This window comes from Novosphingobium mangrovisedimenti (genome assembly GCF_025153475.1).
Lineage (GTDB): Bacteria > Pseudomonadota > Alphaproteobacteria > Sphingomonadales > Sphingomonadaceae > Novosphingobium > Novosphingobium mangrovi_A.
The window spans coordinates 257,426-281,212 of record NZ_JANZXA010000003.1 but is presented as its reverse complement, the minus strand read 5'-3'; the positions used below and the strand labels follow the sequence as shown (position 1 = coordinate 281,212).

The following is a 23,787-nucleotide window of genomic DNA, read 5'->3' as shown; positions in this document are numbered from 1 at the left end:
ACGGGCGATCGCAATGATCGCCTCCAGCGCCTTTCAATAGCCACCCCCAGGGGTTAGAAGCCGCGACCCATGAGCAGCGTGATCCGCATTCCCTCGCCCCGCACCGTGATCGACCGGCGCGACCTCGTCGAACGCATCGAGGCGCTGGTCGCGGACCGGGGCGCCGCCAAGGGCCGCCAGGCCATCGTCGAGGCGCTGCGCGACGCGCTCGACCATGGCCGCGTCGAAATAGCCCGGCGTCTCGTCGAAAAGCCCTCCGCCGGGCACGAAGTGGCCGAAGCGCAGGCATTCCTGACCGACCAGCTCATCCGCGTGATTCACGATCACGTCGTCCAGCACGTCTATCCGATCAGTAACCGCTCGAAGGGCGAGCGGCTGACGGTGATGGCGGTGGGCGGCTACGGTCGCGGGGAGATGGCCCCGCACTCGGACGTCGACATCGCCTTTCTCACCCCGATCAAGAACACGCCCTGGTGCGAGCAGGTGATCGAGGGGATGCTCTATTTCATGTGGGACCTGGGCCTCAAGGTTGGCCACTCGAGCCGCTCGCTCGACGACATGGTGCGCATGTCGAAGTCCGACCTGACGATCCGCACCGCCATGCTCGAAGGGCGCTATGTCTGGGGCGACCAGGGGCTCTACGAGGAAGCGCGCCAGCGCTTCTGGAAGGACGTCGTCTCCGGCACCGAGCGCCAGTTCGTGGTCGAGAAGCTGGCCGAGCGCGAGGAACGGCACAAGCGCATGGGCGACAGCCGCTACGTCGTCGAACCCAACGTGAAGGAGGGCAAGGGCTCGCTGCGCGACCTCCACACGCTCTACTGGATCGGCAAGTACATCCATCAGGTGCGCGACCCGAGCGAACTGGTCGGCGCCGGGCTGCTGACCCGCAAGGAATACCTCGCCTTCCGCCGCGCCGAGAACTTCTTCTGGGCGGTGCGCTGCCACCTGCACACGATCACCCGTCGCGCCGAGGACCGGCTGACCTTCGACCTGCAGCGCGAAGTCGCCATGCGGATGAACTTCGCGGACCGGCCGGGCAAGAGCGCGGTCGAGCGGTTCATGCAGATGTTCTTCCTGCAGGCGAAGGTAGTGGGCAACCTCACCGCCGTGTTCCTCGCCCAGCTCGACGAGCAGTTCGCCAAGAAGCAGCCGCGCGGCCTGCTGGCGGGTTTCCGCGCCAAGACGCGCACGGTGAAGGGCTACAAGGTCTTCGGCGGCCGCATCCAGGCGCCGTCCGAAGACTGGTTCGCCCAGGACCCGGTGCGCATGATCGAGATCTTCGTCCTGGCCGACCGCGAGGGCTACGAGATCCATCCTGAGACGATGCGCCTGATTTCGCGCGACGCCGGGCTGATCAAGGACAAGGTGCGCCGCGACAAGCGGGCGAACGAGCTGTTCATGGACCTGCTCACCAGCCGCAACAATCCCGAGATGGTGCTGCGCTGGTTCAACGAGGCGGGCGTGTTCGGCCGCTTCGTGACCGAATTCGGCCGCGTCAACGCGCAGATGCAGTTCGACATGTACCACCACTACACGGTGGACGAGCACACGATCCGCGCGATCGGCCTGCTTTCGAAGATCGAGAAGGGCGAACTCGGGCAGGATCACCCGCTGGCGCACGACATCGTCCACAAGGTCCGCTCGCGCCGCGCGCTCTATGCCTCGGTGCTGCTGCACGACATCGCCAAGGGGCGCGGCGGCGACCATTCGGTGCTGGGCGCCGAAATCGCGCTCAAGCTGTGCCCGCGCTTCGGCCTCGACGAGGAGGAGACCGAACTCGTGTCCTGGCTGGTACGCCAGCACCTGCTGCTCGCGGCCACCGCCTTCAAGCGCGACCTCGCCGACGGCAAGACGATCAGCGATTTCGTCGAGGTCGTGCAATCGCTGGACCGCCTGCGCCAGCTCACGCTGCTGACCATCGTCGATATCCGCGCGGTGGGACCGGGCACCTGGAATTCCTGGAAGCGCCAGCTCATCGGCGAGCTCTATTCCGCCTCGGAAGAACGCCTGCGCCTGGGCCATGCCGAATTCGGGCGCGAGAAGCGGGTGGCGGCGAAGAAGGCCGCCGTGGCCGCGCTGGCACCGGGCAACGATGCCCTGATCGGGCAGGTCGGCGACAAGTTCGTCGATGCCTACTGGATCGCGGAGCCCGAGGAGATCATCGCCAAGAACCTCGCCCAGCTCGAGACCGCCGAGAACACGCCGCTCTCGATCGCCACCGAATACTACCCGGCACGCGGGGCGACGCTCGCCACCGTGATCGCGTCGGACCATCCGGGCCTGTTCTACCGCATCGCGGGCGGCATCCACCTTGCCGGCGGCAACATCATTGATGCGCGCATCCACACCACGCGCACCGGCCGTGCGGTCGACAATTTCCTGGTACAGGACCCGCTGGGCCGCCCGTTCCAGGAAGCCACCCAGCTCGAGCGGCTGCGCACCTCGATCGAAAACGCCCTCGCCAACCGCATCCAGATCCTGCCCCAGCTCGTCGCCAAGCCCGACGCGCGCCCACGGGCCGATGCCTTCGAGGTGCGCCCGCGCGTGCTGTTCGACAACAAGGCCTCGAACCGGTTCACCGTGGTCGAAGTCAATGCCCGCGACCGTCCGGCGCTGCTCAACCGGCTTGCCTATGTGCTGTTCGAATCGCGACTGATGGTCCACTCCGCGCATATCGCCACTTATGGCGAGCGGGCGGCGGACACGTTCTATGTCACCGACCTGCTGGGCGAGAAGCTGACCTCGACCAGCCGGCTCAAGACGCTCGAACGCAAGCTGCTGGAAGCCACCAGCGAACTGACGGGCGACGAAGTGGCCGCCTGACGCGCAGGTCGGCGCAGAGAAGGGTTGAAGGGAACTTACGCAGGCGTCATTCGTTGCAATGCAGCATGCCAGTGCTCCGCCCCCCCTCACTGCGCAGGATCTCGCCCATGAAAGCTCCCGATTCCGCCCGTCATACCGATCCGCAATGCGTCCTCGTCCTGCAGGGCGGCGGCGCCTTGGGAGCCTATCAGGCGGGCGTGTGCGAAGCCCTTGGCGGCCGTGACGTCCATCCGGACTGGGTGGCGGGAATTTCGATCGGCGCGATCAACGCGGCGATCATCGCGGGCAATGCCCCCGGCGACAGGGTCGGCGCGCTGCGGCGGTTCTGGGAACACACGTCTTCCGAGCTGCTCTACCGCCTCGACGAGCCGATCGGCTTTGCCCGCCGCGCCTTCAACGAGGTTTCCGCGCTCTACGCCGCCACTTTCGGCCTGCCCGGCTTCTTCCACCCGCGCGTGCCGATGCCGATGCCCGAATGGCCCGCCGAGATCGGGCGGCTGAGCTTCTACGACACCACGCCGCTGCGCGCCACGCTGCTCGAACTGGTCGATTTCGACCGCATCAACCACGGCAAGACGCGGTTCAGCGTGGGCGCGGTCAACGTGCTGAACGGCAACTTCGCCTATTTCGACAACACCCAGCGCAGGATCGGGCCCGAACACGTGATGGCCAGCGGCGCCTTGCCGCCGGGCTTCCCGCCGGTCGAGATCGACGGCGAGTGGTACTGGGACGGCGGCCTCGTCTCCAACACGCCGCTGCAGTACGTGCTCGACAATCGCACGCCTTGCGAGATGACCGTGTTCCAGGTCGACCTGTTCTCCTCGCGCGGGAGCGTGCCGCGCACGATGGCCGACATCGACCAGCGCGTGAAGGACATCCGCTATTCCAGCCGCACGCGTCTGGGCACCGACACGCCCCGGCAGATGCAGAAGATGCGCGCCGCGGCGCGCCGGCTGGCGCACAAGCTGCCCGATGAATTCCGCGACGACCCGGACATGGCCGCGCTGCTCGACCACCACCCGGAAGGCGCGGTCGCCGTCATGCACCTCATCAACCGCACGCGCGGCTACGAGACCAATTCCAAGGACTACGAATTCTCGCGGATGACCGTCGAGGAACACTGGGCCGCCGGCCGCGCCGACGCGCTCTATTCGCTCGCCCATCCCGAGTGGACGGGCCGTTCGCTCGAACCCGACGAAATCATGACATTTGACCTGGCCGGCGACAGACTGGAAAAGCCGCTGACCGTATCCAACGGAGAGCACGCATGAAATTGAAGGACAAGGTCTGCATCGTCACCGGCGCGGCCAGCGGCATCGGCAATGCCATTGCCCATACCTACGCCTCGGAAGGCGGCAAGGTGGCCATTGCCGACATCAACATGGACTCGGCGCAGAAGGCGGCGGACGACATCAAGGCCAGGTTCGGGACCGAGGCCATGGCCATCGCCATGGACGTGACCAGCGAGGAACAGGTCGAGGCGGGCGTGCAATCCGTGGTCGATGCCTGGGGCACGGTCGACGTGCTGGTTTCCAACGCGGGCATCCAGATCGTCAACCCGATCGAGGATTTCGCCTTTGCCGACTGGAAGAAGATGCTCGCCATCCACCTCGACGGCGCCTTCCTGACATCGAAAGCCTGCATCCCGCACATGTACAAGCAGGGCTCGGGCTCGATCATCTTCATGGGCTCGGTCCACTCGAAGGAAGCGAGCAAGCTCAAGAGCGCCTACGTCACCGCCAAGCACGGGCTGCTCGGCCTGTCGCGCGTGATCGCCAAGGAAGCCGGGCCCAGGGGCGTGCGCACCAACGTGATCTGCCCCGGCTTCGTGCGCACCCCGCTGGTCGACAAGCAGATCCCGGAACAGTCCAAGGAACTGGGCATTCCCGAAGAGGAAGTGATCAGCAAGGTCATGCTCGGCCAGACGGTCGATGCCGAATTCACCACGGTGGAAGACATCGCCCAGGTCGCGCTGTTCTTCGCCGCGTTCCAGACCAACGCGCTCACCGGCCAGTCGCTGATCGCGAGCCACGGCTGGTTCATGGAGTGACGCCCGGGTGCTGCGGCACCGCACGCGATACGCCCGGTACAGGAAAGCAGCGAACCCCGCACGGGAAGCCCCCATGCATCCCGCGCGAGGTTCGCACCCTCGGTGGAAAGAGATCTATAGGCCTGCCGCCGCCGGCGTCGTTGACGCGCGTCAACGACGCCGGCGGGACGTAACTTCACCCGCTTGTCTCCCGTCGGCACGACTTTGATCTGGATCAATGTGTCGTTCCGGAGTTGCTTTATTGCGAATCGTTCGTATTAGCGTTCGCAAAACGACTCAGGGGGGGATCGTCTGCAGATGAAAGTTCAACTGCGCAGGAGCACTGCGCTTTCCAGCCTTCTCGTATCCGTCATGGCATGGAGCAGCGGCGCCCTTGCGTCGGACACGGGCATGGAAGACGCCGCGCCGGCCAACGAGGCCATCCTTGTCAGTGCTTCCAAGCCACAGGCCCTCGAAGTCGGCGGCTCGGTCCAGTTCCTTGATTCCGAAGATCTTGCCGAGTTTTCCTACACCGATCCCAATCGCCTCCTGCGCCAGATTCCGGGCGTGAACCTTCAGGAGGAAGACGGCTTCGGGCTCAGGCCGAATATCGGCATTCGCGGCTCGGGCACCGACCGGTCGGCGCGGATCGCGCTGATGGAAGACGGCGTGCTGATAGCACCGGCGCCCTATGCCGCGCCTTCGGCATACTATTTCCCGCAGATCTCCCGCATGTCCGCGGTCGAGGTTTCCAAGGGGCCGGCAGCCATCAAGTACGGCCCGATGACGGTCGGCGGGGCGCTGAACCTCATCTCCACACCGATTCCCGACGAAACCTCCGGCTTCGGCGAACTTCTCGCGGGATCGTACGCGGCGCGCCGAGGCCATGGCTGGGCGGGCGGCTGGGTCCCGCTTTCGGACGGCCTTGAGGCGGGTGGCCTGATCGAGGGCCTTTACGAGCACTCGGGCGGTTTCAAGCACATCGATGCCGGAGGCGACACCGGCTTCGAGATCACCGACGTCGTGGCCAAGCTCGGCCTGCGCAGCACCGATGGCCGGCACGCCTTGGAATTCAAGTTCGAAGGCTACGACGAGACCAGCGCCGAAACCTATCTGGGGCTCACGCTCGACGATTTTCGGGCCACGCCGTACCGGCGCTACAACGCCAGCCAGCGCGACGAGATGAATGCGGACCACCAGACCTACCAGCTGACCTACCGGTTCCGCCCCTCCGACGCGCTGGGCTTCACCGTCGTCGCCTATCGCAACGACACCAAGCGCGCCTGGTACAAGCTCAACGATGTCCGCAACACGGCCGACACCGGCTGGAACTCGATAAGCAGCGTCGTCGCCGATCCCGTTACATATGCCACGCAGATGGCCGATCTGGTCGGCGCGCCTGGCTATACGGGCAGGACGAACGGCCTGCGCGTGCGGAACAACAACCGCCGGTATCAGGCAACGGGCGTGCAGGGCCTCTTCGAAGCCCGCTTTGCAACCGGCAGCGCCAGCCACGAGCTGCAACTCTCCGCCCGCTACCACGAGGACGAGGAAGACCGCTTCCAGCAGGACGACGTCTACCAGATGGCCGATGGCCGGATGATCCTCACTTCAGCCGGTGCTCCGGGAAGCAATTCAAACCGCCTCGGCGAAGCGGAAGCGTGGGCCTTTTTCATCCAGGACACGATCACGCTGGGCACGATCACCCTTACGCCCGGCCTGCGTTACGAAACGATCGACCTGAAACGGACCGACTGGTCGGGCTCCGATCCGGAACGCGTTTCTCCCACGTCGATCAGGACAACGAACGTCGACGTCTGGATACCGGGGGTCGCCGCCGCCTGGGAATTCTCGCCCGGCATGCGTTTCATCGCGGGCGCGCACCGGGGCTTTGCCAGCCCGGGCCCAGGCTCGACCACAGACGCGGAAACCTCGTGGAACTATGAAGCGGGGTTCAAGCTTGCCCGGAACGCCTGGCATCTCGAGGCGATCGGCTTTTTCAACGACTATGCGAACCTCGTGGGCACCTGCACCAATTCCACCGGTGGCAATTGCACGATCGGCGATCAGTTCGATGGCGGCGCAGCCCATGTGAAGGGGCTCGAACTGACCGGCGGCTACACTTTCGGTAGCATCGCGGCACAAGGCTTCGCCGTGCCGGTCTCTGTCGTCTACACATTGACCGACGCCGAATTCCGCACGTCCTTCGAGAGCGACTACGAGCCGTGGGGAACGGTGGAGAAGGGTGACCTGCTACCTTACCTGCCCAAACACCAGCTGACGCTGAACGCGGGCGTCGATCTCGAAAAGGTCCGGCTCTCCGCATCCGTCAACCTGGTCAGCAAGGCCCGGGCAGTGGCCGGGACGGGCACGATACCCGCCTCGCAGAAAATCGACGGGCGCGCACTCGTCGACCTTGCCGCCGAGTGGGACGTATACGGCCCCATTTCGCTGTTCGGCACCGTCAACAACCTGTTCGACAAGACCTACAACGTGGCCTTTTCGCCCGCAGGCGCGCGCCCCGGCGCCCCGCGCATGGTGTTGGGAGGCATCAGGGCGCGCTTCTAGGCGCGCCCACCGTATCCGGCCGGCGGGCAGGCAAGCCGCAAAGTCTCAGCTAACCGCCCGCAGCCTCGCCACTGCCGCGTCGCGGCCGATCAGCGGCAGCAAGGCGCCCATGTCCGGGCCATGGTCCATACCGGTCAGTGCCTGGCGAAGCGGCAGGAACAACGCCTTGCCCTTGCGCCCCGTCGCATCCTTGAGAACCCCGGTCAGCGCCTTCCACGCGCCGCTCTCGTTTCCGGCATCCCAGTCCAGCGCCGAAAGCGCCTCGGCCGCCTGCGCAAGATAGGTGCGGTCCTCGTCCGGGAAGGCAGGGGCTTCCACCGGCCCGGTCACCACCCGCCACCAGTCCGCGGCCTCGTGCACGTGGGTCAGGTTGGGCCGCACCGTCTCCCACGCCGCCGCGTCCATGCCCTCGGGCAGACGGGCCGCCGCCGCCTCGTAGGGCAGCGCGTGGACGACCGCGGCATTGACCCGCTCCAGCTCCGCCTCGTCGAAGCGCGCGGGCGCACGACCGAAACGCGACAGGTCGAACGATGCGGCCAGTTCCTCCAGACCCAGCGCCGCGTCGACCGGATCGGACGTGCCCAGCCGCCCGAGCAGCGCCACCAGTGCCTGCGGCTCGATGCCCGATTCGCGGAAATGCATGGCGCCCAGCGACCCCAGGCGCTTCGACAGCTTGCCCTCGGTACCGACCAGCAGGGCCTCGTGCGCGAAGCGCGGCGGGGAAACCCCCAGCGCGGTGAACATCTGCACTTGCGCCGCCGTGTTGGACACGTGGTCCTCGCCGCGCAGGATGTCGGTCACGCCCATGTCGATGTCGTCGATCGCCGAGGGCAGCATATAGAGCCAGGACCCGTCGGCGCGGCGGACCACCGGGTCCGACATCATCGCCGGATCGAAATGCTGGGGCCCGCGAATACCGTCTTCCCATTCGATCGGCGCTGCGCGGTCGAGCAGGAAACGCCAGTGCGGCATTTCGCCCGCCGCCAGCCTTGCTGCCTTGTCCTCTTCGCTCAGCGACAGCGCGGCGCGGTCGTAGATCGGCGGCAGGCCGCGCCCCAGCAGGACCTTGCGCCTGAGTTCGAGTTCCTGCGGGGTTTCCCAGCACGGATAGACCCGCCCCTGCGCCTTCAGCCGTTCGAAGGCGCCTTCATAAAGACCGAAGCGCGCCGACTGCCGCTCTTCGCCCTCGGGATGGAGGCCCAGCCATGCGAGGTCGGCGCGAATCGCCTCGACGTATTCCTCCTTCGAGCGCGCCGCGTCGGTATCGTCGATCCGCAGCAGGAAGCGCCCGCCCGCCTGCTTGGCCAGCAGCCAGTTGTGCAGCGCCGTGCGGATATTGCCGACATGCAGGTGCCCGGTGGGCGACGGGGCGAAACGGGTAACGGTCATGGTCCGCGCGATTACGGCGCCGGAAGAGCGGCGTCAAAGGGTTCGGAAGCCGCGGGTGCCCTCCCCCGCGCCCGCGGTCACCCGCTGCGAAAGGCGTGGGTGATCGGGTAGCGGCGGTCGCGGCCGAAATTGCGCGCCGTCAGCTTCACGCCCGGCGGGGCCTGGCGGCGCTTGTATTCGGCAAGATGGAGCAGGCGTTCGATGCGCTGGACGGTTTCGCGCTCGAAACCCTCGGCAACAACCTGCTCGACGCTCTTGTCGTGCTCGACGAGGCCGAGGAGGATCGGATCGAGCACGTCGTAGGGCGGCAGGCTATCATCGTCGCGCTGGCCCTGGCGCAGTTCCGCGGTGGGCGGCTTGGTCAGCACGTTCTCGGGAATCACCGCGCGCGCGGGCCCCAGGCCGATGCGCGGCACGTGCCGGTTGCGCCAGCGGGCGATGGCGAAGACGGTCATCTTGTAGGCATCCTTCAGCGGGTTGTAGCCGCCCGCCATGTCGCCATAGATGGTCGCATAGCCCACGCTCATCTCGCTCTTGTTGCCGGTGGTCATCAGCATCGGCCCGAACTTATTGGACAGGGCCATCAGCGCGGTGCCGCGAATGCGCGACTGCAGGTTTTCCTCGGCCAGATCGCGACGGGTGCCCTCAAAGGCCTCGCCCAGCATGGCATCGAGGCTGTCCACCGCATCGCCGATCGGCATCTCTGTATAGCGGATGCCCAGTGCCCGGGCACAGGCGGCGGCATCGTCCAGGCTTTCCTGGCTGGTGAAGCGCGAGGGCATCATCACGCCCCAGACCCGGTCGGCCCCCAGGGCATCGACGGCGATGGCCGCGCAGGTTGCCGAATCGATCCCGCCCGAAAGGCCGAGCACGACGCCGGGGAAGCCGTTGCGGTTGACGTAGTCGCGCAGGCTCAGAACCATCGCGCAGTAGATGTCCTCGGGATGGACGGCGAGCGTTTCCACCTCCCCGCGATCGCAGCGCCAGCCCTGCGCGGTCTTGGTCCAGCCGGTCTCGACGACCTGCTCTTCCCAGTCCCTGAGCTGAACCGCGAGGCCGCCATCGCCATTGACCACGAAGCTGGCGCCGTCGAACACCAGTTCGTCCTGCCCGCCGACACGGTTGAGGTAGGCGAGCGGCAGCCCGGTATCGACAGCGCGGCGCTTGGCCACGCCTTCGATGCGCAGCGCGTCCTTGTTGATCTCGTAGGGGCTGCCGTTGATGCAGATGAACATCTCTGCCCCGAAATCGGCGAGGTGGCGGCAGACTTCCGGCTGCCAGATGTCCTCGCAGATCGGCACGCCGATCATCGTGCCACGCACGATTACCGGCTCAGGCAAGGGCCCCGGCTGGAACAGGCGCATCTCGTCGAACGTGCCGTAGTTGGGCAGCTCGTGCTTGAGCCGCACGGCAGCCACCCGGCCCTGATCGAGCAGCGCCACGCCGTTGTGCAGCGCACCATCGAGCACGAAGGCGGAGCCGACCAGCATCGCCGGACCGTCGGATGCACTGGCCTCGGCCAGCTTCTGCAGCTCGGCCGCGGCGCGTTCTATCAGCGAGGGCTTGAGGATCAGGTCCTCGGGCGGGTAGCCGATCAGATGCAGTTCGGGAAAGACGATGAGATCGCTGCCCCGCGCCTTCTCGCGCGCCGCCAGCATGCCCTTCGCATTGCCGGCAATATCGCCCACCGACTGGTTGAGCTGTGCAAGGGCGATCTTCAGCGTATCGGGCATGGACGGTTTGATGCCCGCCGGCATGGGTCCTTGCAATTAAAAACCCGCCCCTTGCGGGACGGGCTGTCGTGCAACCGTGCTGCACAAACAAAAAACCCTCCCGGTGGGGAGGGCTTTCGTCCGCCTTTCGACGGACTCTCCATTTGCCCGAAACCGGACGGAATGGAAAGCGGCGGGGGCCGGTGTGCCGGTAAGGCAGGCACCAGCCCCCTGCGCCGATTACATCGCCTCGGACGGAGCCTCGGTCGGCATGTCGGTGGCGTCACCGGTCATCATCTCTTCCGGAGCGGTCTCAACCGACTCGGTAGCGGTGTCGGTCGGAGTCTCACCGCAAGCGGCGAGCGACAGAGCAGCAGCCGACGCGAACGCGGCGAAAGCAATCTTCTTCATGCGAATCCCCTTGCATTGTTTGGCCCATAGGCCAACGCTTGCAGGCAAGCCTGCAGCGCCATTCTTTAGACGAGACAATGGTGCAACGCAAATAGGAAGTGGAGAGGTGCAAACCCGCTGAAATCCTTGGGGTTGCACACATATAAAGATATCTTTATATGATCTGGCATGCGGATCGACCCCCTCCTGAGAGCGCTTTCGGAACCGACGCGGCTGCGCATCATGCGCCTGCTCGCGCACATGGAACTGGCCGTGGGCGAGCTGGCGCAAGTGCTCGGCCAGAGCCAGCCGCGCGTATCGCGCCACATCCGCATCCTGTGCGACGCCGGCCTTGCCGAACGCCGCAAGGAAGGCAGCTGGGTCTTCCTGCGCAGCGCGGTGAACGAACAGGGCAGCCCGCCCCTGGGAGCCGCCGCCGCGCGCCTGCTGGCGGTCGCCGAACAGGAAGACGGCACGTTCGCGGCACGCTGCGCCGAAGACCGCCGGCACCTCGCCGCGATTCGCGCCGGCCGCGAGGCGAGCGCCCAGGCCTACTTCGCCCGCCACGCCGAGGAATGGGACACCCTGCGCCTGCTGCATGGTGCCGACGAGCCGGTGGAAGCCGCCCTGCTCGCGGCGCTCGACGGGCGCGGGCTGGGCGCGCTTCTCGACATCGGCACCGGGACCGGGCGCATGGCCGAACTGCTGGCCGCGCGCGCCGCGCAGGTAACCGCGCTCGACAAGAGCCCGGAAATGCTGCGCATCGCCCGCGCGCGGCTGCAGGCACTGCCGGCGGACAAGGTGAACCTCATCCAGGGCGACTTCACCGACCTGCCCTTCGACGCCGGGACATTCGATACCGTGCTGTTCCATCAGGTGCTGCACTATGCGCAGGACCCCGGGGCGGTGCTGGCCGAAGCCGCGCGCGTGCTGCGCCCTTCCGGCCGCATCGCCGTGGTCGACCTTGCCGCGCACGCCCGCGAGGAACTGCGCGAACGCCATGCCCACGCCCGCCTGGGCTTTTCCGACGAACAGATGATCGCGCTGCTGGGCGAGGCCGGGCTCGTTCCGGACACCCCGGTGGCGCTGCCCGGCGATCCGCTCACCGTGAAGATCTGGACGGCCCGCCGCGATTGCGCCACGGCGCCGGCCGGCACCGACAAGAAAACCCCAAGACGAAAGACACCTGCCGAATGACTGCCGCCCAAAGACCGGCCGAACGCCCCCTTTTCGGGGAGCTGCCGGGCGACATATCCGTCTCCTTCGAATTCTTCCCGCCCAAGACGGAGAAGATGGAAGCCCAGTTGTGGGACGCGATCACCCAGCTCGCCCCGCTGGCGCCCGGCTTCGTCTCGGTAACCTACGGCGCGGGCGGATCGACGCGCGAGCGCACGCATGCCACCGTTTCGCGTCTGGTGCGCGAGACCGATCTGGTGCCCGCCGCCCACCTGACCTGCGTCGGCGCGAGCAGGGGCGAGATCGACGAGATCGCCGACCAGTACTGGGAAGCGGGCGTGCGCCACATTGTCGCCCTGCGCGGCGACCCGCCGCCGGCCGATGGCGGAAAGTTCGTTCCGCACCCTGAAGGCTATACCTGCGCGGCTGACCTCGTCGAGGGCCTCAAGGCGCGGCACGACTTCGACATCTCGGTCGCCGCCTATCCCGAGGTCCATCCCGAGGCCCTGAGCGCCCAGGCCGACCTCGACAATCTCAAGCGCAAGATCGATGCCGGCGCCAGCCGGGCGATCACGCAGTTCTTCTTTTCGACCGACGCCTATTTCCGTTTCCTCGACAAGGCGCTGGCCGCGGGCATCACCGCACCGATCCTGCCTGGCATCATGCCCGTGACGAGCTTTGCCGCGATCCGCCGCATGTCGGGCAACACCGAAATCCCCGGCTGGCTCGAATCCATGTTCGAGGGGCTCGACGAGCGCCCCGGCCCGCGCGCGCTGGTCGCCGCGGTTGCCGCCGCCGACCTGTGCAAGCGCCTCTACGACGGTGGCGTGCGCGACTTTCACTTCTATACATTGAACAAGGCCGAGCAGACTTACGCGATCTGCCAGTTGCTGGGCCTTCGTCCGAAACCGGTCATTGGGGAGATTGCCGCATGAGCGCCCGCGAAACGTTCCTCGCCGAGGCTGCCAAGCGCATCCTCATCACCGACGGCGCCTTCGGCACCGAAATCCAGAACTGGAAGCTCTCCGAAGAGGACTATGCCGGTGATCTGGGTCTTTCGCACGACCAGAAGGGCAACAACGACATCCTCGCGCTGACCAAGCCCGAAGTGCCCGAGGCGATCCACCGCGCCTATTTCGAGGCCGGGGCCGACATCGCCGAGACCAACACGTTCAGCGCCAACCGCATCAGCCAGGCCGACTACGGCGCCGAGCACCTCGTGCGCGAAATCAATATCGCCTCGGCCAAGCTCGCGCGGCGCATGGCCGACGAATACCAGGCGAAGGACGCCAAAAACGGGATAATCAGGCCCCGCTTCGTCGCCGGCGCCATCGGCCCGACCAACAAGACGCTCTCGCTCAGCCCCGACGTCAACGATCCGGGCTACCGCGAGATCGACTGGGACACGCTGGTCGATGTCTACAAGGAACAGGCCGCCGCCCTCGTCGAAGGCGGCGCGGACTTCATCCTGATCGAGACGGTGTTCGACACGCTCAATGCCAAGGCCGGGATCATGGCGGTCAAGCAGCTCGAAGCCGAACTCGGCCGCGAAGTGCCAATCATGCTGTCGATGACGCTGACCGACCTTTCCGGTCGCAACCTCTCGGGCCATACGGTGGAAGCCTTCTGGCACGCCGTGCGCCACGCCAAGCCGGTGACCGTAGGCCTCAACTGCTCGTTCGGCGCGACCCAGCTTCGCCCGCATGTGAAGGCGCTGTCCGAAATCGCCGACACGCTGATCATGATCTACCCCAACGCCGGCCTGCCCAACGAACTGGGCGCCTATGACGAAATGCCCGACACCACCGCCGGATTCGTCAAGGAATGGGCCATCGCCGGGCAGGTCAACGTGCTGGGCGGCTGCTGCGGCTCCACCCCCGCGCACATCGCCGCCATGGCCAGGGCCGTCGCGGGCGTGCCGCCGCGCAAGGTGCCGGTGCTGGAGCCGGTGACGCGTCTGGCGGGCCTCGAGCCCTTCACCCTGGCGGCCTGACATGGCGGGTGCCGACTGGCACATCCGGCCTGTGGGGCCTGACGATGTCGAGGCGCTCACCCTCGTGGGTGCCGCGACGTTCCTCGAAAGCTTCGCCGGCGTGGTCGACGGGGCGGGGATCGTCGCGCATTGCGCACGCCAGCATTCAACCGATGCCTACCGCGCCTATTTCGCCAAGGGCGCGCAGGCGTGGATCGCCGAAGTCGAGCCGGGCGGAGCGCCGGTCGGCTATGCGCTGCTGTGCAGGCCCGAGCTGGAACAGGCAGAGGCGGGCGACATTGAACTCAAGCGCATCTACCTGTTCTCGCGCTTTCAGGGCAGCGGCATTGCCCGGGGCCTGATGGACGCCGTCAAGGCGGCATCATCGGGCCATTCCCGCCTGCTGCTCGGCGTGAAGGACGACAACCACCGCGCCCTCGCCTACTACCGCAAGCACGGCTTCGAGACGATCGGCACCCGCCGCTTCGACGTCGGCGGCAAGACTTACGACGACTTCGTGCTGGCCTGCCCTCTGGCAGCCAGCTCGCCCTCGCTTGAACTGCTCCCTCAATCCCGCTCAGGCTGAGCTTGTCGAAGCCCCATCCTTCGACAAGCTCAGCCTGAGCGGAGTTGGATGGACAGATGCAGCAAAAATCTGATCCAACGAGAAAAATCATGACCGCGACACCTTCCTCAGCCCGCTTCGTCAATATCGGCGAACGCACCAACGTCACCGGATCGGCCCGCTTCAAGAAGCTGATCATGGCCGGCGACTATCCCACCGCCATCGAAGTCGCGCGCCAGCAGGTGGAGAACGGCGCGCAGGTGATCGACGTCAACATGGACGAAGGCCTGCTCGATGCGGTCGAGGCGATGACCACCTACCTCAAGCTGATCGCCGCCGAGCCCGACATCGCCCGCGTGCCGATCATGATCGACTCCTCGAAGTGGGACGTGATCGAGGCGGGCCTGAAATGCGTTTCGGGCAAGCCCATCGTCAATTCGATCTCGATGAAGGAAGGCGAGGAACAGTTCCTCGAACATGCGCGCAAGTGCATGGCCTATGGCGCGGCCGTGGTCGTCATGGCCTTCGACGAGACCGGGCAGGCGGATACCAAGGAGCGCAAGATCGAGATCTGCAAGCGCGCCTACAAGCTGCTGACCGGCATCGGCTTCCCGCCCGAGGACATCATCTTCGACCCCAACGTCTTCGCCATCGCCACCGGCATCGAGGAGCATGACCGCTACGCGCTCGACTTCATCGAGGCGGTGAAGGAAATCCGCGAAGCCTGCCCGCACGTGCATTTCTCGGGCGGCCTCTCCAACCTCTCGTTCTCCTTCCGCGGCAACGAGACGGTGCGCCGGGCGATGCACTCGGTGTTCCTCTACTACGCGATCCCCGCCGGGCTCGACATGGCGATCGTCAACGCCGGCCAGCTCGACGTCTACGACCAGATCGACCCGGCGCTGCGCGAGGCCTGCGAGGACGTGATCCTGATGCGCCGCCCCGATGCGACCGAGCGCCTCATCGAACTGGCCGAAAGCTTCAAGGGCAAGTCCGTCGCCGAGGAAAAGGCCGCCGAGGAATGGCGCGGCTGGGACGTCATCAAGCGCATCGAGCACGCACTGGTGAAGGGCATGGACGCCCACATCGTCGATGATACCGAGGAAGCCCGCCAGCAGATCACCGAGCGCGGCGGCCGCCCGATCGAAGTGATCGAAGGCCCGCTGATGGACGGCATGAACGTCGTCGGCGACCTGTTCGGCAGCGGCAAGATGTTCCTGCCGCAGGTCGTGAAATCGGCGCGCGTGATGAAGAAGGCCGTCGCCCACCTCATCCCCTTCATCGAGGCGGAGAAGGAAGCCGGCGCCAAGGCCAAGGGCCGCATCATCATGGCCACCGTCAAGGGCGACGTCCACGACATCGGCAAGAACATCGTCGGCGTCGTCCTGCAGTGCAACGGCTACGAAGTGATCGACATGGGCGTGATGGTTCCCTGGGCGACGATCCTCGAGACCGCGCAAAAGGAAGACATCGACATCATCGGCCTCTCGGGCCTCATCACCCCCTCGCTCGACGAGATGGTGACCGTGGCCGAGGAAATGCAGCGCGCCGAGATGAAGATCCCACTGCTGATCGGCGGCGCCACGACGTCAAAGGTCCACACCGCGCTGCGTATCGATCCGGCCTACGAAGGGCCGGTGATCCACGTGCTCGACGCCAGCCGCGCGGTCGGCGTCGCCTCGCAGCTTCTCTCCGAAACGCAGGCCCAAGGCTTCAAGCAGTCAGTCGCGATCGACTACGAGAAGGTGCGCATCGCCCGTGAGGGCAAGGGCCAGTCGGACCTGCTCCCGCTCACCGAAGCGCGCGCCAATGCCTACGCGCCCGACTTCGCCGACAAGGCCCCCACGCCCGCGCATCCCGGGCTCCACGTCTTCGAGGACTGGGACCTCTCGGACCTCATCGAGACTTTCGACTGGACGCCCTTCTTCCGCGCATGGGAACTGGCGGGCACCTATCCGAAGATCCTCGACGACGACATCGTGGGCGAAAGCGCCCGCAGCCTCTTCGCCGATGCCAAGGCCATGCTGGAAAAGATCGTCTCCGAAAAGTGGCTGACGGCCAAGGGCGTCTGCGCCTTCTGGCCCGCCCACCGCGAGGGCGACGACATCCTGCTCGAAGACGGGACGCGCCTGCCCTTCCTGCGCCAGCAGTTCAAGAAGTCGCGCGGCCGCGCCAACTTCTGCCTGTCGGACTTCATCGACAGCGAGAACGACTGGCTGGGCGGCTTCGCGGTCGGCATCCACGGCATCGAACCCCACCTCGAACGCTTCAAGGCAGCGCACGATGACTATTCGGACATCCTGCTGAAAGCCCTCGCTGACCGCTTTGCCGAAGCCTTTGCCGAGCGCCTGCACGCCCATGTGCGCACCACGCTGTGGGGCTATGCGCCGGACGAGCAGTTCACCAACGAAGCGCTGATCCGCGAGGAATACCGCGGCATCCGCCCCGCTCCCGGCTATCCGGCCTGCCCCGACCACTCCTTGAAGCCGATCCTGTTCGACCTGCTCAAGGCCACGGACAATGCCGGGATCACGCTCACCGAAAGCCAGGCCATGCTACCGACCGCGGCGGTCTCGGGGTTCTACTTCGCGCACCCGGAAAGCCAGTACTTCGGCGTCGCCCGCATCGGCCGCGACCAGCTCGAAGACTATGCCGGAAGGCGCGGAGTGGACTTGCAGACGGCGGAACGCTGGTTGCGGCCCAATCTCGATTAAAGCTGGCAATCGCGAACAGAGGCAGTACCCTGTCCCTTCCTCTGAAATGAAGGTGGGGCCATGGAATCCTTCAATATTGGCAGGACCTTATCGCGCACGTTCAACCTGATCGTCTCGACTTTGCCGAGCGTCGGGCTGTTCGTGCTGCTGGTCCAGATCGGTAACGTCGGGGTGCAGTTCTTCACCCAGCGGCTTATGATGGGCACGTTGACCAGCACGCAGACGAGCGGCGATCCGCTGGCTGCCCTGGCGATATTCTCGTCCGGCTGGTACTGGGGCTCGATAGTCTTGTCGCTGGCGCTCGGCGCCTTCACCTTCACCGGATCGCTGCACGGCCTCCTCGAATCCAGCAGCGGAAAGCCGACCTCGCTGGCGGACTGCGTCAGCGAAGGGCTGGCGAAGCTCGTGCCGATGATCGGCCTGACCCTGCTCTGGTACCTCGGCGTCGTCATCGGCTGGATTGCGCTGATCGTGCCGGGCCTGATCCTGATGACGATGTGGAGCGTCGCCATGCCAGCCCTCGTCGGCGAGAACCTGGGTGTCTTCGCCAGCTTCGGCCGCAGCCGCGAGCTGACCAGGGGATCGCGGATGATGATCTTCGTCACGCTGCTGGTCGTGCTCGTCGTCGTCTACGTGGTGGCCTTCGGCGTGCTGGGTGCCGTGCTCGGCGGAAGCATGATGGGCATGGCCAGCGCCATGACTGCCAGCCCGCTGGGATGGCTCCTTTCGATCTTCAGCGGATGGGTGTTCGGCGTGCTGATCAGCGGGCTTCTGGCCTCGATCTACCTGGAAACAGTGACGATCAGGGACGGCGGCACCGATGGACAGCTCAGCGATGTCTTCAGCTGAAAATCCCGCCGCATCCGTACACTTGTTGCGGATGAACGAAGTTTCACGGCGCCCGGGGCTTTGCCTGCACTCCCGGGCTCTGCCATAACGCGCCCGTGAACGACGACGACTGGCCTTTCGAGACGACTTTCTACGGCGAACCGGACGCGGACATGCTCGATGCATACGCGCCCGACATCGACCAGACTCCGGCCGAGCCGCCCTCGCCCGAAGCCGTCTCACAGGCGCTGCACGATGTCTTCGGCTTTCCCGGCTTTCGCGGCGTGCAGGACCGGGTGGTCGAGCGCGTGCTCCACGGGCAGTCGACGCTGGCGGTCATGCCCACCGGCGCGGGCAAGTCGCTGACCTACCAGCTTCCCGCCGTGCTGCTGCCCGGCACTTGCGTGGTCGTCTCGCCGCTGATCGCGCTGATGCATGACCAGTTGCGCTCGGCGACTGCCAACGGCATCCGCGCCGCCACGCTGACCAGTGCCGACGAGAACCGCGGCGAGACCATGGACCGCTTCCGCGCCGGTGAGCTGGACCTGCTCTACGTCGCGCCCGAGCGCGCCAGCCAGCCGCATTTCCGCGAACTCCTCAGCCGCGCGCGGATCGCCCTGTTCGCCATCGACGAGGCGCACTGCGTTTCGGAATGGGGCCACGATTTCCGGCCCGACTACCGCCTGCTGAGGCCGCTGCTCGATGCCTTCCCGCACGTCCCGCGCCTCGCGCTGACCGCGACGGCCGATCACCACACCCGCACCGACATCCTCGCCCAGCTCGGCATTGCCGAGGACGGGCTGATCGTCGCCGGGTTCGACCGCCCCAACATCCGCTACGCCATCCGCCCGCGCGAAAGCGCGATGCACCAGATCAAGGCCGTGCTCGACGAGAACCCCGGCCCCGGCATCGTCTATGCGCCCACCCGCGCGCGCGTCGAGCAGCTGGCCGAAAAACTCGCCTCGGCCACCGGCCGGCGCGTGCTGCCCTACCACGCCGGACTCTCGCCGGACGTGCGCGCGCGCAACCAGGCCGCCTTCGTCGCCAGCGAGGACATGGTGATGGTCGCCACCGTCGCCTTCGGCATGGGCATCGACAAACCCGACGTGCGCTTCGTCGCCCACGCCGGCATCCCCAAGTCGATCGAGGCCTACTACCAGGAAACCGGCCGCGCCGGGCGCGACGGCGATCCTTCGGTGGCGGTGATGTTCTGGGGCGCCGACGATTTCGCCCGCGCCCGCCAGCGCCTCTCCGAAGTCGAGGAGCACCGCCAGCAGAGCGAACGCCAGCGCCTCGAATCGCTGGCAGGGCTGGTCGAGACCGCCGAGTGCCGCCGCGCCGTGCTGCTACGCCACTTCGGCGAGGAGCCGCCCGCCAGGTGCGGCAATTGCGACAACTGCCTCGAACCGGCAGACGTGATCGATGCCACCACGATCGCGCAGAAGCTGCTCTCGGCAGTCTACCGCACCGGGCAGAGCTATGGCCTCGGCCATCTGGAAAAAGTGCTCGCGGGCGTGAGCGATGACCGGGTGCTGCAGCGCGGGCACGACCAGCTCTCGGTCTTCGGCATCCTGCGCGATGAGGAAAAGCCCCTGCTCAAGGCCGTATCGCGCGCGCTGCAGGCGCGTGGCAGCCTCGTGCCCACCGACCATGGCGGGCTGGCGCTGGGCGGCGATGCCCGCACGATCCTGAAGGGCGAGGCCAGCATGATGATCGTGCGCCCGCCCAAGAAGGAACGCCGTCGCCGGGGCAATGCGGACGGCGGCGCCAACCCGGTCGGCGACCCGCTGTTCGACGCCCTGCGCGAGTTGCGCCGTGATCTGGCGAAGGACGCGGGCGTGCCGCCCTACGTCATTTTCCACGATTCCACCTTGCGCGAAATGGCGCAGGCACGCCCCTCCTCGCTGGCCGCACTGGGCGAAATCGGCGGCGTCGGCGCGCGCAAGCTGGATACCTACGGCGAGGAATTCCTCCACGTGATCCGGCAGTTCTGAGCGGATCGGTCCGACGTGACGTCCGGTTTCACCCGGCGGACTTTCAAATGGGGCGTTACCCCTCGCGCCTGGTGAAGTTCACCGGCACCGCCAGCTTGAACGGCAGGTCGGGCGAGGCGATGCGCGATTCGGTGCCGTTTTCGTGCATCAGCACGACGCGCCCCACGCCCGGCGTGGCGACAACCGCCGTGACGCTGTCGACCCAGGAATGCAGGGTCTCCCTGGCCCTGGCCAGCGCAGTCTCTTCCGTCGTGGCGCTGCCCGCAGCCTCCAGCTCCGCCTCGAGCTCGATGACCCGCGACGTCGCTTCTTCGATGCGGCTTGCGGATTTGTCGGTCATGGCGGGTCCTCTGGATTGATCGGGGGGGGCAGGCCTCAACGTGGGCCTCCCCCGGATCGCGCGCAAGCCCCCGGCCCCGGCAATCGCCGATGCGTTGCCGGCGTAGTGCCCAAAGGCGGCGTGCCCCCCGCAGCCGTGCAGGCAGCGGACGTTGACACAGGCAAACGTCAGCGCATCTATCGTCGGCCAATTCAATCGGGAGGCTGGGGCTGATGGCATACAAACCATCTCGAAAATTCACCGCCGCTGTTGGAACGATCTTGATCTCTTTTTTCGTCGGCCTCGTCACCAAACCCTACTGGGATACCGCAAAAGAAGCATATTTTGAGGCGGTGTTCGACAGATGCGCCCATGCGAACGATCTTTCGAACGCGAATTGGAGCGCCTCAAATGGCCCAAAATTCTGGTTTGATGCTCAAGCCCGCGAGTTCGTGCCTGTAGATTCAGCCGGTTTAGCAACTGTCGCTTGCACCAAGCGATGGGCAGCCTTCGCAATCAGCGACGCCGTTGAACCGGCATCCGACGGTGCACCATCTACAGCCGCGCTTCGGGTTATCGTCTCGGGCCAGACAATCTCCCCGCCCCAACATATCGTCAGGATTGAGGCCTTTAGCGCTAATGAATAGCCTGACCGCTGAATTTAATAAATCTATATTTTCCAAAATCTTAATGAAAAGCTCACCTATCGGGACGCACAGACATTACCGGCCTCTTGTCCTCCCCGGTACAGGGAGGACAAGGCTACGTCCGCTTAGTCCACCCTCAGAGCGGATTGTCGAGCCGGATGATCTCTTCGTCGCTGGCGCGCTGCGTGGTCTTGAGTTCGCGCGGCTGGGTGAAGCTTTCGAGCACCGGCGCGTCGCGGCCGTAGAGGTCGTCGAACTGTTCGAGCTGCCCGTCGATCGAGCGCGCCAGGGTGAAATAGGTGAGGTAGACCGGGAAGGACCGGGTCATCTCGACCTTGGTGTACTTGCCCGACCGGGAAATGTCGGCGGCTTCCTCGGCCGGCATCTGCGCGCCCAGGATCGCCATGGTCATGCCCAGTTCGACCGCACGCTCGGTGCGAATACAGCCGTGGCTGTAGGCGCGCACCGAGTGATCGAAGTACTGCTTCGACGGTGTGTCGTGCAGGTAGATCGCGTGCGGGTTGGGCATGTCGATCTTCATCAGCCCCAGCGAGTTGCCGGGGCCCGGCTGCTGGACGACGTAGATCGTGCCGTCCGCCCCCCGCGTGGCCTTGTAGCCACGCGCCCGCGCCCAGTTCGGATTGGCGAGCACCTTGGCGCCGAGCCCCTCGCCCTTCACGATCGACTGCGGCACCGTCCAGGTCGGATTGAAGACCACACCGGTGACCTTTTCGGCCAGTTGCGGCGTGGCCGTCCGGCCCGGCTTGCCGACGACCGTGCGATAGGTGCGGATGATCTTGTTCTTCACCGTCAGGCGCAGCTGGTATTCGGGCACGTTGGTCAGCAGGTAGACGTCGCCCAGATCGCGGGCGAGCCAGCGCCAGCGGTCCATGTTGACGCGGATGAGCGCGCGGCGCGCCTCGTCGTCCACCGGGGTTTCGGCCAGCGCGTCCTTGAGCGCGGCATAGTCGGGCACGGTCGGCGCGAGCTTGTCGACCACGCCGGGCACGTCGTGATCGGAGAGCGCCTGCGCCATGATCTGCGCGGTCGGCATCGTGTCCTGATCGGGATCGACCGCGAACCACTGTACCCGCGCGCTCATCGGCGTGCGCCCGTCGCGCAGGTCCTCGATCAGCCAGGCGAAGACCCGGCTCGCCTGCGTGTCGAGCGCATCGCCCTCACCGGCGGCGATCGCGGCTCTGAGCGCGTCGGGCTGATAGTCGGCGGGAAGAAGGCCTTCGGTGCCGATCTGCTCGATGGTGGAAAGCAGCGCCTGCGCATCGACCAGCGACCAGGACATGACCGGCTCGGCAAGGAACAGCGGCTGGACCACCGGCTGCGAGACGGCGGGAACCGTCCCTGCCGCCGGCGCCTGCGTCGCGACCGCGGACGGCGCCTGCCGTGGCTCGGGCCGGGGCTGCAGTTGCGGCGTCGGCTCGATCGACGGCGGCAGGATATTCTCCGGCATCTCGGTCCGGATCGTCTGCGCCAGCACCGGCTGCGCCGTCAGGCTCAGGGCGGTGAACGCCGACACGAGGCCGGGACCGAAACGCTTGAAGCTCGTCATTCTAGAAAACCTGCCACACTGTCTGCCACTGGGAACGCATCGCGAACGGCGATGTTCCGTGGTCGCCGCGCCAATTAGCCCCCTTCTCCGCCCCTCATCAACGATTCGTGCTGTCGCTGCGATGAATTGCTTGCGCATAAATGCGCATGGGGCGATGCGCAGAGCCGTAATGCGCGCGTCTTCCTCCGAATCTCCAGCGGGTTACCTGCCCATGCTGTCCGTGATCGCCGGAATCGCGACATTCAGTGCCATGGACGCGATGCTCAAGGGTGCGTCGATCGCGGTCGGCGTTTTCAGCGCGCTGCTGCTGCGCAATGTCTTCGGCACGCTCATCACGATTCCGCTGTGGCTGGCCGCCGGACGCCCGCTGCCCAGCCGCGCGGTCCTGGCCGTCCATGCCCAGCGCTCGGCCATCACGGCAATGATGGCGGTGCTGTTCTTCTATGGCCTCGTGCGAGTCCCGCTGGCCGAAGGAATCGCGATTTCGTTCATCGCGCCGATCGTGGCACTTTATTTCGCGGCGGTGATGCTTGGTGAAAAAATTCGTCCGCAGGCAATCGCCGCCTCGGTCCTGGGCGTCGTCGGCGTGCTGGTGATTGGCGCCGGGCGTTTCGGGACGGGCACTTTCTCGCTCGAGACGATCAAGGGCACGGTCGCGATCCTGTGCTCGGCGATGTTCTACGCGGCCAACCTGGTGTTCCAGCGCAAGCAGGCGCTCCTAGCCGGCCCGGTCGAGATCGCACTGTTCCAGAGCGGCATCGTATCCCTGATTTTCCTTGTTTTTTCACCGTGGTTCGCCCTCTGGCCCGACCCGGAGAGCCTGCGCCTGATCCTGGGCGGAGCGGTTTTTGCCACCGCCGCGCTGCTGTTCCTGTCCTGGGGCTATGCCCGCGCCGAGGCGCAGGTGCTGGTGCCGATCGAGTACACCGGCTTCCTCTGGGCGGCGCTGTTCGGGTGGCTGATGTTCGGCGAACATGTCGAGCCCGCGACCGTCGCCGGGGCCGCCCTGATCGTGATCGGATGCTGGATCGCAACACGAATGCCCCGCCCCCAGACCATGGTCTAGGCCCGCGCCCCCTTGACCTGAGGCCCCT

General features: G+C 66.1%; 18 protein-coding genes. 13 read left to right on the top strand and 5 right to left on the bottom strand.

The window, feature by feature from the left end:
- Nucleotides 1–69 precede the first annotated feature (69 nt).
- From NZK81_RS07010 to NZK81_RS06995, 4 genes are all read left to right on the top strand, one after another.
- Nucleotides 70–2,823 (top strand): [protein-PII] uridylyltransferase, encoded by a 2,754-nt coding sequence (locus NZK81_RS07010; RefSeq protein ID WP_260045262.1) that lies wholly within the window; start codon nucleotides 70–72, stop codon nucleotides 2,821–2,823.
- A 107-nt stretch (nucleotides 2,824–2,930) separates the two neighbouring features.
- Nucleotides 2,931–4,094 carry a patatin-like phospholipase family protein gene (locus NZK81_RS07005; protein WP_260045260.1) on the top strand — a complete coding sequence of 388 codons (1,164 nt, stop codon included), beginning with the start codon at nucleotides 2,931–2,933 and terminating at the stop codon, nucleotides 4,092–4,094.
- On the top strand, nucleotides 4,091–4,873 hold the full coding sequence (locus tag NZK81_RS07000; protein WP_260045257.1) for a 3-hydroxybutyrate dehydrogenase: 783 nt from the start codon (nucleotides 4,091–4,093) through the stop codon (nucleotides 4,871–4,873). Before NZK81_RS07005 ends, NZK81_RS07000 begins: the two co-directional genes overlap by 4 nt.
- A gap of 297 nt (nucleotides 4,874–5,170) precedes the next feature.
- Nucleotides 5,171–7,420, top strand: a complete 2,250-nt coding sequence (locus NZK81_RS06995) for a TonB-dependent receptor family protein (protein WP_260045255.1) — start codon at nucleotides 5,171–5,173, stop codon at nucleotides 7,418–7,420.
- Nucleotides 7,421–7,465: 45 nt separating this feature from the next.
- On the opposite strand, the gene gltX is transcribed toward NZK81_RS06995, so the two are convergent.
- From gltX to NZK81_RS06980, 3 genes are all read right to left on the bottom strand, one after another.
- Nucleotides 7,466–8,809 (bottom strand): glutamate--tRNA ligase, encoded by a 1,344-nt coding sequence (gene gltX, locus NZK81_RS06990; RefSeq protein WP_260045253.1) that lies wholly within the window; start codon nucleotides 8,807–8,809, stop codon nucleotides 7,466–7,468.
- A 77-nt stretch (nucleotides 8,810–8,886) separates the two neighbouring features.
- Entirely contained in the window at nucleotides 8,887–10,542 is a 1,656-nt protein-coding gene (locus NZK81_RS06985; RefSeq protein ID WP_260045251.1) for an NAD+ synthase, read from the bottom strand.
- Between the two features lie 219 nt (nucleotides 10,543–10,761).
- Complete coding sequence (locus NZK81_RS06980; protein ID WP_260045249.1) at nucleotides 10,762–10,932, bottom strand: hypothetical protein; 171 nt, start codon at nucleotides 10,930–10,932, stop codon at nucleotides 10,762–10,764.
- 168 nt (nucleotides 10,933–11,100) lie between these two features.
- Between NZK81_RS06980 and NZK81_RS06975 the strand changes: the two genes are divergently transcribed.
- The 7 genes from NZK81_RS06975 to recQ all read left to right on the top strand — a co-directional run bounded on the left by NZK81_RS06975 (nucleotide 11,101) and on the right by recQ (nucleotide 20,160).
- The gene (locus NZK81_RS06975; RefSeq protein WP_260045247.1) at nucleotides 11,101–12,108 is read left to right on the top strand and encodes an ArsR/SmtB family transcription factor; all 1,008 of its coding nucleotides are present in this window, start codon (nucleotides 11,101–11,103) and stop codon (nucleotides 12,106–12,108) included.
- Nucleotides 12,105–13,022 (top strand): methylenetetrahydrofolate reductase [NAD(P)H], encoded by a 918-nt coding sequence (gene metF, locus NZK81_RS06970; protein WP_260045246.1) that lies wholly within the window; start codon nucleotides 12,105–12,107, stop codon nucleotides 13,020–13,022. The genes NZK81_RS06975 and metF overlap by 4 nt, the downstream gene beginning before the upstream one ends.
- The gene (locus NZK81_RS06965) at nucleotides 13,019–14,080 is read left to right on the top strand and encodes a homocysteine S-methyltransferase family protein (protein WP_260045245.1); all 1,062 of its coding nucleotides are present in this window, start codon (nucleotides 13,019–13,021) and stop codon (nucleotides 14,078–14,080) included. Before metF ends, NZK81_RS06965 begins: the two co-directional genes overlap by 4 nt.
- A 1-nt stretch (nucleotide 14,081) precedes the next feature.
- Nucleotides 14,082–14,645: a GNAT family N-acetyltransferase gene (locus tag NZK81_RS06960; RefSeq protein ID WP_260045244.1), complete on the top strand. Its 564-nt coding sequence runs from the start codon at nucleotides 14,082–14,084 to the stop codon at nucleotides 14,643–14,645.
- 89 nt (nucleotides 14,646–14,734) lie between these two features.
- Nucleotides 14,735–17,338, top strand: coding sequence for a methionine synthase (metH, locus tag NZK81_RS06955; protein ID WP_260045242.1), 2,604 nt, complete (start codon nucleotides 14,735–14,737; stop codon nucleotides 17,336–17,338).
- Between the two features lie 60 nt (nucleotides 17,339–17,398).
- Nucleotides 17,399–18,187, top strand: a complete 789-nt coding sequence (locus NZK81_RS06950; protein ID WP_260045239.1) for a hypothetical protein — start codon at nucleotides 17,399–17,401, stop codon at nucleotides 18,185–18,187.
- Between the two features lie 95 nt (nucleotides 18,188–18,282).
- Nucleotides 18,283–20,160 (top strand): DNA helicase RecQ, encoded by a 1,878-nt coding sequence (gene recQ, locus NZK81_RS06945; RefSeq protein WP_260045238.1) that lies wholly within the window; start codon nucleotides 18,283–18,285, stop codon nucleotides 20,158–20,160.
- 55 nt (nucleotides 20,161–20,215) lie between these two features.
- On the opposite strand, the gene NZK81_RS06940 is transcribed toward recQ, so the two are convergent.
- Entirely contained in the window at nucleotides 20,216–20,500 is a 285-nt protein-coding gene (locus NZK81_RS06940; protein WP_260045236.1) for a hypothetical protein, read from the bottom strand.
- Nucleotides 20,501–20,712: 212 nt separating this feature from the next.
- Here NZK81_RS06940 and NZK81_RS06935 point away from each other — a divergent pair, with 212 nt between their 5' ends.
- Nucleotides 20,713–21,126 carry a hypothetical protein gene (locus NZK81_RS06935; RefSeq protein WP_260045234.1) on the top strand — a complete coding sequence of 138 codons (414 nt, stop codon included), beginning with the start codon at nucleotides 20,713–20,715 and terminating at the stop codon, nucleotides 21,124–21,126.
- A gap of 136 nt (nucleotides 21,127–21,262) precedes the next feature.
- Here the strand turns inward: NZK81_RS06935 and NZK81_RS06930 are convergent, their stop codons facing one another.
- Nucleotides 21,263–22,693, bottom strand: a complete 1,431-nt coding sequence (locus NZK81_RS06930) for a L,D-transpeptidase family protein (RefSeq protein ID WP_260045232.1) — start codon at nucleotides 22,691–22,693, stop codon at nucleotides 21,263–21,265.
- Nucleotides 22,694–22,862: 169 nt separating this feature from the next.
- Here NZK81_RS06930 and NZK81_RS06925 point away from each other — a divergent pair, with 169 nt between their 5' ends.
- Nucleotides 22,863–23,759: a DMT family transporter gene (locus NZK81_RS06925; RefSeq protein ID WP_260045231.1), complete on the top strand. Its 897-nt coding sequence runs from the start codon at nucleotides 22,863–22,865 to the stop codon at nucleotides 23,757–23,759.
- Nucleotides 23,760–23,787 lie beyond the last annotated feature (28 nt).